The 12,313-nt window shown below is 71.6% G+C and carries 11 protein-coding genes; 4 read left to right on the top strand and 7 right to left on the bottom strand.

Features of this window, described 5'->3' with window-relative positions:
- Window positions 1-8 precede the first annotated feature (8 nt).
- Complete coding sequence (locus AC0665_RS33070; RefSeq protein WP_478706448.1) at window positions 9-1,595, top strand: purple acid phosphatase family protein; 1,587 nt, start codon at window positions 9-11, stop codon at window positions 1,593-1,595.
- A 46-nt stretch (window positions 1,596-1,641) separates the two neighbouring features.
- Here AC0665_RS33070 and AC0665_RS33065 read toward each other — a convergent pair whose 3' ends face one another.
- The 4 genes from AC0665_RS33065 to AC0665_RS33050 form a co-directional block, all read right to left on the bottom strand.
- A complete protein-coding gene (locus AC0665_RS33065; protein ID WP_468413073.1) occupies window positions 1,642-1,773 on the bottom strand; it encodes a hypothetical protein in 132 nt (43 codons plus the stop codon).
- A 280-nt stretch (window positions 1,774-2,053) separates the two neighbouring features.
- Window positions 2,054-2,596 carry a GNAT family N-acetyltransferase gene (locus AC0665_RS33060; RefSeq protein WP_478507093.1) on the bottom strand — a complete coding sequence of 181 codons (543 nt, stop codon included), beginning with the start codon at window positions 2,594-2,596 and terminating at the stop codon, window positions 2,054-2,056.
- 75 nt (window positions 2,597-2,671) lie between these two features.
- Window positions 2,672-4,303, bottom strand: coding sequence for an L-glutamate gamma-semialdehyde dehydrogenase (pruA, locus tag AC0665_RS33055; protein WP_468413077.1), 1,632 nt, complete (start codon window positions 4,301-4,303; stop codon window positions 2,672-2,674).
- A 54-nt stretch (window positions 4,304-4,357) separates the two neighbouring features.
- Window positions 4,358-5,284: a proline dehydrogenase family protein gene (locus AC0665_RS33050; protein WP_468634121.1), complete on the bottom strand. Its 927-nt coding sequence runs from the start codon at window positions 5,282-5,284 to the stop codon at window positions 4,358-4,360.
- A 189-nt stretch (window positions 5,285-5,473) separates the two neighbouring features.
- Between AC0665_RS33050 and AC0665_RS33045 the strand changes: the two genes are divergently transcribed.
- Window positions 5,474-6,931, top strand: coding sequence for a PucR family transcriptional regulator (locus AC0665_RS33045; protein ID WP_478706447.1), 1,458 nt, complete (start codon window positions 5,474-5,476; stop codon window positions 6,929-6,931).
- A 14-nt stretch (window positions 6,932-6,945) separates the two neighbouring features.
- Entirely contained in the window at window positions 6,946-7,071 is a 126-nt protein-coding gene (locus AC0665_RS33040; protein ID WP_478706446.1) for a hypothetical protein, read from the top strand.
- Window positions 7,072-7,081: 10 nt separating this feature from the next.
- On the opposite strand, the gene AC0665_RS33035 is transcribed toward AC0665_RS33040, so the two are convergent.
- The gene (locus tag AC0665_RS33035; protein WP_468634127.1) at window positions 7,082-7,660 is read right to left on the bottom strand and encodes a TetR/AcrR family transcriptional regulator; all 579 of its coding nucleotides are present in this window, start codon (window positions 7,658-7,660) and stop codon (window positions 7,082-7,084) included.
- A gap of 113 nt (window positions 7,661-7,773) precedes the next feature.
- Here AC0665_RS33035 and AC0665_RS33030 point away from each other — a divergent pair, with 113 nt between their 5' ends.
- On the top strand, window positions 7,774-9,315 hold the full coding sequence (locus AC0665_RS33030; RefSeq protein ID WP_478706445.1) for an MFS transporter: 1,542 nt from the start codon (window positions 7,774-7,776) through the stop codon (window positions 9,313-9,315).
- 54 nt (window positions 9,316-9,369) lie between these two features.
- Here AC0665_RS33030 and serA read toward each other — a convergent pair whose 3' ends face one another.
- Together serA and ilvC are read right to left on the bottom strand one after the other, a co-directional pair.
- Window positions 9,370-10,959 (bottom strand): phosphoglycerate dehydrogenase, encoded by a 1,590-nt coding sequence (serA, locus tag AC0665_RS33025; RefSeq protein WP_468413085.1) that lies wholly within the window; start codon window positions 10,957-10,959, stop codon window positions 9,370-9,372.
- A gap of 327 nt (window positions 10,960-11,286) precedes the next feature.
- A complete protein-coding gene (ilvC, locus tag AC0665_RS33020; RefSeq protein WP_003993149.1) occupies window positions 11,287-12,285 on the bottom strand; it encodes a ketol-acid reductoisomerase in 999 nt (332 codons plus the stop codon).
- Between the last annotated feature and the right edge of the window lie 28 nt (window positions 12,286-12,313).

Genomic DNA, 12,313 nt, shown 5'->3' with positions numbered 1-12,313 from the left:
CACTGGACATGGAGATCCCCCACTTCGGCATCCCGCCCGAGCTCGCCGGCCGGATGAGCATGGCGGAGCAGCACGAGTACCTGCGGACGCGGCTGTCGCGGCGGCGCACGCTGGTGACCGCGGGCGCGGTGGCGAGCGGGCTGCTGACCGGCTGCTCCGGTTCGGCTCCCGGTTCCCGGACTGGGCAGGGCGGCGCCACGGCTTCCGGGAACCCGTCACCCGCCACCTCGCAGGCACCCGGCTCCCTCGTCACGCCCTTCGGCCGCCACCTCGCCTTCGGCGCCGACCCCAGGACCCAGATGCGGATCTCCTGGCAGGTGCCGCTCGCGGTGCGCAAGCCCTACGTCCGGGTGGGCCTGCGCCCCGACGACCTCGGCCCCAGGGTCGAGGCGGACCTGCGCGACCTGCACACCCCGGAACTCCAGGGCGTCCGGGCCGCGGTCGACCAGTACTACCTGCACGCCGCGCTGGACGGGCTGCGCCCGGACACGACGTACTACTACGGAGTCGGCCACGAGGGCTTCGACCCGGCCTCCCCGCGGCACCGCGCGACCGTCACGTCCTTCCGCACGGCACCGGCGCGCCCGCCGGAGCGTTTCGTCTTCACCGCGTTCGGCGACCAGGGTGTCGGCGAGGACGCGGCGCTCAACGACCGTACGCTGCTGCGCCGCAGGCCCGCCTTCCATCTGCACGCCGGCGACATCTGCTACGCCGACCCGACCGGCAAGGGCAAGGAGACGGACGTCTTCGACGCCGCGCAGTGGGACCGGTTCCTGAGGCAGACCGAGCCGGTGGCCAGGTCGGTGCCGTGGATGGTGACCACAGGCAACCACGACATGGAGGCCTGGTACTCACCGGACGGCTACGGCGGCCAACTGGCCCGCTTCTCCCTGCCGGACAGCGGCTTCGACGCCCGTACGGCACCGGGCGTGTACGCCTTCACGTACGGCAACGTGGGCGTGGTCGCGCTGGACGCCAACGACGTGTCCTACGAGATCCCCGCCAACTTCGGTTACACGGAGGGGAGGCAGACCCGATGGCTGGACAGGAAGCTCGGTGAACTGCGGTCCTCGAAGGACGTCGACTTCATCGTCGTCTTCTTCCACCACTGCGCGTACTCCACGTCCACGCACGCCTCCGACGGCGGGGTGCGCGCCGCGTGGCTGCCGCTGTTCGCCCGGCACGAGGTGGACCTGGTGATCAACGGGCACAACCACGTCTACGAGCGGACCGACGCCATCCGGGGCGGCGAGGTGGGCAGGCCGGTGCCGGTGGGCGGGACGACGGATCCGCGCCGGGACGGGATCGTGTACGTCACCGCGGGCGGGGGCGGCAAGGAGCTGTACGGCTTCCCCGGCGGCGTGAAGGAGAGCTACGAGGGGAACACCGCGGACCACGAGGCGGTCGCCACGTTCCGCTGGACCAGGTCCCGGGACCAAGCGGCCGAATCGGCGCAGTGGTCGCGGGTGCGCTACCGCGGCTTCTCGTTCCTCTCGGTGGAGGCGGTGAGCGGCGCCCGGCCGAGGCTTGAGGTGTCGGCGCTGGCGTCGAGCGGTGAGCGGATCGACCACTTCGAGGTGCGGCGCGGGGCGTGAGGCCCCGCACCGCGCCCCGTCGGGCGGCTCCCGGTCCTGCTGCGGCTCAGTGGCCGCTCGCTCCGCCGTTGTCCCTGCGGTCGAGGGCGCGCTGGAGCGCGGCGGCGGCGTTCTTGCGGTCGGACTCGGTGGTCCGGGAGAGGTGACGGACTCGGCGGCGGGCGGTCGTCTCGGCCATGGGACATCGACTCCTTCGACAGCACGGAGTGCACAGGGAGGGTTGCGAGACTCCCCCACTGCCTAATGGGCGTGGGTGGGACCCCCAGAGGGGCGGGGAGCGGTGCCGCAGGGGTTGCCTGCACGGGGCCCGGCTCACGACCGCCATTCGCTTGGTCGAGCGAGACGTTCGGCTCCTACAAAGCTAAGGGAGTGCGGAGCGTCTGTCTCCACAATTACTCGGACTTCCTACTATCTGAGACGGCGGCTCGAGTCGTACTCCGGCGACCTGCGCTTCCTCCCTAGAGGACATCGCCGTCCCGCCAGTCGAAGAGCAGGGGGTCCGCCGGGTCGAGGGAGCGGCCGGGAGCGGTCCGTACGTAGGTGCTCCCCTCCTCCTCCGGCATCCGGACCACTCCGTGCCGGGGGCTCAGGGCGTGCACCTCCCCCGTCCACGACCGCCAGCCGCGGGAGGCGTAGAGCCGGGCCCCGTCGTCGCTGGCGGAGAGGGCGCCGAGGTCATAGGCGCGGTCGACGACGCGCTCCAGTTCCGCCATGACCCGGCCGCCGAGGCCGGTGCGGCGGGCGTCGGCGCGGACGGCGACGTTCTCGACGTACCCGGTCCGCAGCCACCGGCCGCGGTGGCGCACCCGCCGCATCACGACCGCCCCGTGCGCGGCGAGGCCCGCGTCGTCGTGCACGAGGGTGTGCATGCCGCCCAGGCCGTGGTCCCAGTCGTCGTCGCCGAAGTCGCCGTCGAACGCGGCGTCCAGGAAGCGGCGTACGGCGTCGAGTTCGGCGGGCGTGAGGTCGGCGGTGTGGGCGGTGCGCACTCGGGTGGTCATCGGGCCAGTCTTGCCCGCGAAATGCCGGCGGGCCAGGTCGTTTCGCGCGACCTGGCCCGCCGGTGCGGCCGGGTGTCAGCCCATGTGCGGGTAGGTGTAGTCGGTCGGCGGGACCAGCGTCTCCTTGATGGCGCGGGTCAGCGTCCAGCGCATCAGGTTCTGCGGGGCGCCGGCCTTGTCGTTGGTGCCGGAGGCGCGGCCGCCGCCGAAGGGCTGCTGGCCGACGACGGCGCCGGTGGACTTGTCGTTGATGTAGAAGTTGCCGGCCGCGTAGCGCAGCTTGTTCGCCGTGTAGGCCGCGGCCGCGCGGTCGCCCGCGATGACCGAGCCGGTCAGCGCGTAGTCGGAGACGCACTCCATCTGGGTGAGCATCTCGTCGTACCGGTCGTCCTCGTAGACGTGCACGGCGAGGATCGGGCCGAAGTACTCGGTGCGGAAGACCTCGTTGCCGGGGTCGGTGCACTCGATGACGGTCGGGCGGACGAAGTACCCCTCGGAGTCGTCACAGGTGCCGCCCGCGACGATCGTGCAGGAGGCGTCCTCCTTGGCGCGGTCGATGGCGGCCTTGTTCTTGGCGAAGGCACGCTCGTCGATGACGGCGCCGATGAAGTTCGACAGGTCGGTGACGTCACCCATCTTGATGCCGTCGACCTCGGCCGCGAACTCCTCCTTGAAGCCGGAGTTCCAGATGGAGGCGGGGATGTACGCCCGGGAGGTGGCGCTGCACTTCTGGCCCTGGTACTCGAAGGCACCGCGGGTCAGGGCGGTCTTGAGGATCGCCGGGTCGGCCGAGGGGTGGGCGACGAGGAAGTCCTTGCCGCCGGTCTCACCGACCAGACGCGGGTAGGTGCGGTACTTCTCGATGTTGTTGCCGACCGTCTTCCACAGGTACTGGAAGGTCTTGGTCGAGCCGGTGAAGTGGATGCCGGCCAGCTCGCGGTGCTCCAGGGCGACCTTGGAGACCTCGATGCCGTCGCCGGTGACGAGGTTGATGACGCCCTTGGGCAGACCGGCCTCCTCCAGCAGCCGCATCAGCAGCACGGCGGCGTGGGTCTGCGTCGGGGACGGCTTCCAGACCACGACGTTGCCCATCAGGGCCGGGGCGGTCGGCAGGTTGCCGGCGATGGCGGTGAAGTTGAAGGGCGTGATCGCGTAGACGAAGCCCTCCAGCGGACGGTGGTCCAGACGGTTCCACACGCCCGGCGCGTTGGCCGGGGGCTGCTCGGCCAGCAGCGTGCGGGCGTAGGAGACGTTGAAGCGCCAGAAGTCGACCAGCTCGCAGGGCGTGTCGATCTCGGCCTGCTGGGCGGTCTTGGACTGGCCGAGCATGGTGGAGGCGGCGAGCGTCTCGCGCCAGGGGCCGGCCAGCAGCTCGGCGGCGCGCAGGATGATCGCCGCGCGGTCGTCGAAAGACATGGCGCGCCAGGCGGGCGCGGCGGCCAGGGCAGCGTCGATGGCGTCCTGGGCGTCGGCCTGCGTGGCGTTGCGGTAGGTGCCGAGCACGGCCTTGTGGTTGTGCGGCTGGACGACCTGGAAGGCTTCGCCGCCACCCATCCGCTTCTCGCCGCCGATGGTGCAGGGCAGGTCGATCGGGTTGTCGGCCAGCTCCTTCAGCCGGGCCTCCAGCCGGGCCCGCTCGGGCGAACCGGGGGCATAGCCGTGCACCGGCTCGTTGACGGGGGTGGGGACCTGGGTCACAGCGTCCATGTTTTCCGTAACTCCTTACTGAGCGGTGTGTCGGTCTCAGCCCGTGAAGAGCTGTCAGCCCTTGGTGAGCATCGACCGGGCGAAGAAGCGCAGGTTGGCCGGCTTCTCCGCGAGACGGCGCATGAAGTAGCCGTACCAGTCGGTGCCGTAGGCGGTGTAGACGCGCATCCGGTGGCCCTCGGCGGCCAGCCGCAGGTGCTCCTCGCCGCGGATGCCGTAGAGCATCTGGAACTCGTACTCGTCCGGCTTGCGCCCGGCCTGGTGGGCGAGTTCCTGGCCGATCGCGATCAGGCGCGGGTCGTGGGACCCGATCATCGGGTACCCCTCCCCCAGCATCAGCGTGCGCAGAACGCGCACGTAGGCCCGGTCGATCTCGTGCTTGTCCTGGTACGCGACCGAGGCCGGTTCCTTGTAGGCGCCCTTGACCAGGCGGACCCGGCTGCCGCTCGCGGCGAGGCGGCGGGCGTCGTCCTCGGTGCGGAAGAGGTACGCCTGGATGACGCAGCCGGTCTGCGGGAAGTCCTTCCGCAGTTCCTCGTGGATGGCGAACATCGAGTCGAGGGTGGTGTGGTCCTCGGCGTCCAGGGTGACCGTGGTGCCGATCTCGGCGGCGGCCTCGACGACCGGGCGGACGTTGGTCAAGGCCAGTTCGTGGCCGCCTCCAAGGGCCTGCCCGAACATCGACAGCTTCACCGACATCTCGGCGCGGGTGCCGAGCTCCAGCGGCTTGAGGCGGTCGATCAGCTCCAGGTAGGCGTCCCGGGCGGCGGCGGCCTGCTCCGGGCTGGTGATGTCCTCGCCCACGACGTCCATCGTCAGTTCGAGACCCTGCCCGGTCAGGCGCTGGATGACCGGGACGATGTCGTCGACGTCCTCGCCGGGGATGAAGCGGTCGACGACCTGCTTGGTCACCGGGGCCGCCGAGATCAGGCGTCGCATCCGGTCGCTGCGTGACGCGGCGAGAATCACGGGACCCAGCACGGGGCACCTCCAGGAGCACAGGCAACGAGGCCGGACCCCTCGCGGGCGACGCGTCGGGTACGGCACGGAGAACCACCGTGAAACCTAAGGATCCCTCCGATCGTCTGCCATCGACAGCTGTCACGCATCCGTGCCGCAGATCTCAGACAGATGTATGAAGGGTCTTCGGCGGTGAGGGACAATGCCCGGGTGACGTCGGAACACAGGGGCGACTACCAGGAGCTGGTCGACGAGATCTCGGAGCTGCTCGGCGCGCCCGCGACGCTGGAGAACCGGGACTTCGAGCTGATCGCCTTCGGCGCGTACGACAGCGAGGGCGACCTCGATCCGTCTGCCCTGGACCCCGTGCGCACCCGGTCGATCCTCACCCGGCGCTCGACCGCCGCGGTCCGCGCCTGGTTCGAGGGCTTCGGCATCACGCGGGCGTCGGGCCCGGTCCGCATCCCCCCGACCCCCGAGGCCGGCGTCTACCGGGGCCGGATCTGCCTTCCCGTGCGTCACCGGGGCGTGGTCCACGGCTACGTCTGGCTCCTGGACGACGATCCCGGCCCCGGCGAGCCTCAGCTGTCCGCCGCCATGCGGGTCACGGCCCGCATCGGCGCCCTGCTCGCGGACGAGGCGCAGCACGGCGCCGACCTCAGCCGTGAGCTCCGGGCCGTGCTCACCGCCGAGCGCGGCTGGCAGAGCGACATGGCCGTAGCCGAGCTCCGCACGGCCCTCGGCGCCCGGGCCGACGGCCTGCACGCCCTGGTGTGCGTCGCCCCCTGGCCCTCGGCGGACCCGGACGACGCGCCGTCGGTCCGCGCGGTCCCGGGGGCGACGGCCCTGTGCACACTGCCGTGGGGGGCGACGGACCAGTGCGTGGCCGTACTCCTGCGCCTGCGCTCCCCGGAGGTCCTGACCCCGGCGACCACGGCGGCGGGACGGTTGCTGGAACGGGCACGCGGGGCGAACGGCATGCCGGGTGCGGTGGCGCCCGGGGCGGGGGCAAGCGGGTCCGGAGCATGCCGCTCAGGGACCGGCGCCTCGGGCGCAGGCGGGTCCGGGGCAGGCCGCTCAGGAACCGGCACCTCGGGCGCAAGCGGGTCCGGGGCAGGCCGGTCTGGGACCGTTGCCTCGGATGCCGCCGGAGGCAGCGCTGGGGGTCCGGGTGCCGCCGGCGCCCCGGGCTCCTCGGCCTCCGCCCGCACGGACGCCCCGCCCGGTCGTGCCGGGAGCGCGGCGCACGCGGCCGCGGGTCCCGCCGCCGGTGTCGCCACCCCGCGCTCGGGCCTCGCCGACCTGGCGACCGCCTGGCGGGAGGCGTCGTCGGCCGCCCGGGCGGCGCTGGCCGAACCTCGGCTGGGGCCGGTGGCGCAGTGGGCGTCGATCGGCCCGTTCCGGCTGCTCACCGCGCTGCCCCCGGAGATCGCCCGCGACCCCGTGACCCGGACCCTGCTCGCCCCGGTCCACCAGGAGCTCGCCCGCACCGCCGAGGTCTACCTCGACTGCGCGGGGCAGGCCGCCCGGGCCGCCGCCGAGCTGGGCATCCACCGCCAGACCTTGTACTACCGCCTGTCCCGGATCGAGAAGCTCACCGGACTCGACCTGGACGACGGAGAGGACCGGCTGCTGCTGCACATGGCTCTGAAGGCACACCGACTGTGAGGACCGGCCCGGTCGTGCCCCTGCTCCTGCTCGGCCGGGGCGCTGCCGACCGCGTGGTCCTGGCGGGGCCCGCGCGCACCGCCCTCACCCGGGCGGCCACCGCCGGCTGCACCCTGGTCGTCGGCGACCCATCCGGCTGATGGGGACGCGTCACTTCCCCTCGGCGGCCTCGATCACCCGGCGGAGCCCGGCGGCGAGCTGCTCGGCCTCCGGTGCGCTCCTCGGATCGAAGGTCCACTGCGCCATGAGCCCCATCATCAGGGTCAGGTAGAAGTACCCGAGGGTGTCCACCTGCTCGTCCGTCACCTCGTCCTCGTCGCCACCGTGGAAGAGCGTGACGATGCCGCGCGCCCCCTCCCGCTGGGCCCGCGCGAGATGCTCCCGCACCTCCGGCAGCTGGTCCCCCATGGCCACGATCTCCATGCTGAGGCGCCACATGGACCCGGGGTCGCGCATGGTCCCGATGATGTTCGCCCACACCTCGGTGAACCGCTCCAGCGACCCCGGCTCGCCCCGCAGTTCACCGCCGCCCTCGAAGGCGCCGGACATGCCCTCCACCATCTCGACGTACGCCTGCGCCAGCAGCGCGTCCTTCGAGCCGTAGTGGTAGCCGATCGACGCCAGGTTGGTGCCCGACTCCTTGACGATGTCGCGCGCCGTGGTGCGCAGGAAGCCTTTGGCCAGCAGGCAGCGCTTGGCGCCTTCGAGCAGATCCTCACGGTGTCCCATGGCACGTCACCCTACCCCGGCGTCCATACGGTCGTCCCAGACGATCGTCTCGCACAAGCGAGTAAGACAGTCGTACTAGACAAGCGTTTAATACACTCGTACAGTCCTGCCCCATGACGACGAACCCGCCACCTTCCGCCCGCGCCGGCCGCCGCGAATGGACGGCCCTCGGTGTGCTGATGCTGCCGCTGCTGCTGGTCTCGATGGACGTCTCCGTCCTTTACTTCGCGATCCCGGCGATCAGCGCCGACCTGGAACCGACCGCCACCCAGCAGCTGTGGATCTTCGACATCTACGGCTTCGTACTGGCCGGCCTGCTGATGACGATGGGCTCCCTCGGCGACCGCATCGGCCGCCGCAGGCTCCTGCTGATCGGCGCCGCCGCCTTCGGCACGGCCTCCCTGGTCGCGGCCTACGCCACCAGCGCCGAGACCCTGATCGCGGCCCGCGCGGTCCTCGGCATCGGCGGAGCGACCCTGATGCCGTCCACGATGGCGCTCGTGCGCACGATGTTCACCGACCCCGCCCAGCGCACCGGGGCGATCGGGGTGTGGTCGGGCGTGATGACGGCCGGCATCGCGCTCGGCTCGGTGATGAGCGGGGTGCTCGTCGAACACTTCTGGTGGGGCTCGGTCTTCCTGGTCAACCTGCCCGCGATGGTGCTGCTCCTGGTCCTCGGCCCGTTCCTGCTGCCCGAGTCGCGCACCCCGGCCCCCGGCCGCTTCGACCTGCTGAGCGTCCCGCTGTCGATGGCGGCCGTGCTCCCGGTGATCTACGGCCTGAAGGAACTCGCGTCCGTCGGCTGGCACGTGCGGTACGTGATGGCGGTGACGGTCGGCCTGCTCTTCGCCGCGCTGTTCGTCCACCGCCAGCGCACGGCCGTCTCCCCGCTGATCGCGCCGGAGCTGTTCCGGGGCCGCGGCTTCAGCCCCGCCGTCGTCCTCAACCTCGTCGCCGCCTTCGGCATGATGGGCTCGGCGTACTTCACGACCCAGTACATCCAGTCGGTGCTGGACAACAGCCCGCTGGAGGCGGCGTTGTGGAGCCTGCTGCCGTCGGTGCCCATCGCACTCGCGGCCCCGGCCGGCGCCCACCTGGTCCAGCGCGGCGTTCCCCGGGCGTACGTCGTCGGCGCGGGCTTCGCGGTCTCGTCGTGCGGATACGTGCTGCTGGCCCTGACCGGCACCGACGCCCTGTGGCTGCTGCTGGCCGCGTGCGCCGTCCTGGCCTGCGGCATCGTCGTCGTCATGTCGCAGGTGGCCGATCTGGCCCTGAGCGCGGCACCGGTGGAGAAGGCGGGCGCGGCCTCGTCCCTGCTGGAGACCGGCACGGAGTTCGGCGGCGCGCTGAGCATGGCGTTCCTCGGCTCCATCGGCACGGCCGTCTACCGCCACGACATCCCCGCCTCGGCCCCCGCCGCGGCCCGCGAGACGCTGGGTGGCGCCCTGGCCGTGGCCGACCGGCTCCCGGGGCGCGCGGGGGACGCCCTGGCGACGGCGGCCCGCGAGGCCTTCACCAGCGGCATGCACGCGGCGGCGGTCACGGGAGCGGTGCTGCTGGCCGGGGCGGCGGCAGCGGCGGCGGTGACCCTGCGACGGGTCCGGGTACGCACGAACGCCGGACAGGCTGATCGGCTCAGCCCGTCCGGCGTGTGAGGAAAAGTCCGTTCGAGACGAACGGGGACCCGGGGGCGGCGGCCCCCGGGAGGGTCAGGCCAGGTTCACGGAACGGGCGGACGTGGCCCCGATCTCCTCCGCCACCTCGGCCAGCACACCGGCGGTCACCGTGTCGTCCACGGTCAGCACCGCCAGCGCCTCGCCACCGGCCGCGGCCCGCGACACCTGCATCCCGGCGATGTTGAGGCCCGCCTCACCGAGGATGCGGCCCACGGTGCCGACGACACCCGGCCGGTCCTCGTACCTGAGCACGATCATGTGATCGGCGAGCGCGAGGTCGACATCGAACTCCCCGACGGCGACGAGCTTCTGGAGGTGCTTCGGACCGGCCAGCGTGCCGGACACCGACACCTCCTCGCCGTCGGCCAGGGTGCCGCGCACCGTGACGACGTTGCGGTGCTCGGTCGCCTCGGAGCTGGTGGTGAGGCGCACCTCCACACCGCGCTCCTGCGCGAACAGCGGGGCGTTGACGTAGGAGACCGTCTCGTCGACGACGTCCTCGAAGACACCCTTGAGGGCGGACAGCTCCAGCACCTTCACGTCGTGCTGGGTGATCTCGCCGTAGACCTCGACGTCGAGGCGGACGGCGACCTCACCGGCGAGCGCGGTGAAGATCCGGCCGAGACGCTCGGCGAGCGGCAGGCCCGGCTTGACGTCCTCGGCGATGACACCGCCCTGCACGTTCACCGCGTCCGGCACCAGCTCACCGGCGAGGGCGAGACGCACCGAGCGGGCGACGGCGATACCGGCCTTCTCCTGCGCCTCGTCGGTGGAGGCGCCGAGGTGCGGGGTGGCGACGACCTGGTCGAACTCGAACAGCGGGGAGTCCGTGCAGGGCTCCTTCGCGTACACGTCGAGACCGGCACCGGCGACCCGGCCCTCCTTGAGGGCGGAGTAGAGCGCCTCCTCGTCGACGATCCCGCCGCGCGCGGCGTTGACGATGCGCACGCTCGGCTTGACCTTGCGCAGCGCCTCGTCGCCGATGAGACCGACGGTCTCGGGCGTCTTGGGCAGGTGGACCGTGATGAAGTCCGAGACCTCCAGCAGCTCGTCCAGCGACAGGACCTTGACGCCCATCTGCGCGGCGCGGGCGGGCTGGATGTAGGGGTCGTAGGCGACGACCTTCATGCCGAACCCGGACATGCGCTGGGCGACGAGCGCGCCGATGCGCCCCAGGCCGACGACACCGAGGGTCTTCTCGGCCAGCTCCACACCCGTGTACTTGCTGCGCTTCCACTCGCCGTTCTTCAGCGCGGCGTTGGCCTGCGGGATGTGGCGGGCGGTGGCGATGAGGAGGCCGCAGGCCAGCTCGGCGGCGGTCACGATGTTCGAGGTGGGGGCGTTGACGACCATCACGCCGGCCTTGGTGGCCGCCGAGACGTCCACGTTGTCCAGGCCGACGCCGGCTCGTGCGACGACCTTCAGCTTGTTCGCGGCGGCGATCGCCTCGGCGTCGACCTTGGTGGCCGAACGGACCAGGATCGCGTCCACGTCGGCGATGGCGGGGAGCAGCTCGGCTCGGTCCGCGCCGTTGCAGTGCCGGATCTCGAAGTCCGGGCCCAGGGCGTCGACGGTGGCGGGCGACAGCTCTTCAGCGATGAGTACGACGGGTTTCGAGCTCACGTGAGTCCTCACAAGTCCAGTGCTGCGGACGGCCGTCCCGACGGCCGCAGGCGGTGGAGGGGTGGAGCGGCTCCGGAGTGCGTGCCGGGCGGCGTGGGCGTGCCTGCACTACTCCGGTGTCGCTGGCCGCGTTGGAGACGCACGACGCTGTGGGCCTGACGCGTATGTGTGCAGCAGTCTAGTGGCGCACGGGGCGTCGTCTTGTGCCGCTGCGGAAGGATCACCCGTCCGTGGCCGGACGGGATGGACAACGCCGGACCACCGACGTTACCCGGGGTTCGCCGAAGGGGCCGGAGCGGGGATGCTCCGGCCCCTCGGGCGGGCGGCTCACGCCTCTTCGTCGACCCAGCTCATGAGCTTGCGCAGCTCCTTGCCGGTGGTCTCCAGCAGGTGCTCGGAGTCCTGCTTCTTGTACTCGTTGTACTTCTTCAGGCCGCCGTGGTACTCGTCCATCCACTGCTGCGCGAAGGTGCCGTCCTGGATCTCGGCGAGGACCTTCTTCATCTCGGCCTTGGTGGCGTCCGTGATGATGCGCGGGCCGGTGACGTAGTCGCCCCACTCGGCGGTCTCGGAGATCGACCAGCGCATCTTCTCCAGGCCGCCCTCGTACATGAGGTCCACGATCAGCTTCAGCTCGTGCAGGCACTCGAAGTAGGCGATCTCCGGCTGGTAGCCGGCCTCGGTCAGGGTCTCGAAGCCCGCCTTGACCAGGGCCGCGGTGCCACCGCAGAGGACGGCCTGCTCACCGAACAGGTCGGTCTCGGTCTCCTCGGTGAAGGTGGTCTTGATGACGCCGGCGCGGGTGCCGCCGATGCCCTTGGCGTACGACAGCGCCAGCGCGAACGCGTTGCCCGAGGCGTCCTGCTCGACGGCGGCGATGCACGGAACGCCGCGGCCCTCCTCGTACTGGCGGCGGACCAGGTGGCCCGGGCCCTTCGGGGCGACCATGCAGACGTCCACGCCGGCCGGGGGCTTGATGAAGCCGTAGCGGATGTTCAGGCCGTGGCCGAAGAACAGCGCGTCGCCGTCGCTCAGGTTGGGGGCGATGTGCTCCTCGTAGACCTGGGCCTGGATCGGGTCCGGGACGAGGATCATGATGACGTCGGCCTCGGCGGCGGCCTCCGACGGGCTCACCACGCGCAGGCCCTGCTCCTCGGCCTTGGCCTTGGACTTGGAGCCCTCGTGCAGACCGACGCGGACGTCGACACCCGAGTCACGGAGCGACAGCGCGTGGGCGTGGCCCTGGCTGCCGTACCCGATGACCGCGACCTTGCGGCCCTGGATGATGGACAGGTCGGCGTCGGCGTCGTAGAACAGCTCGGCCACTTTGGGTTCTCTCCTCGGGAGTGCAGGT

Source organism: Streptomyces sp. NPDC043685, from assembly GCF_056436585.1.
The sequence above is the reverse complement of the archived record's forward strand: the minus strand, read 5'-3'. Positions and strand labels throughout refer to the sequence as shown.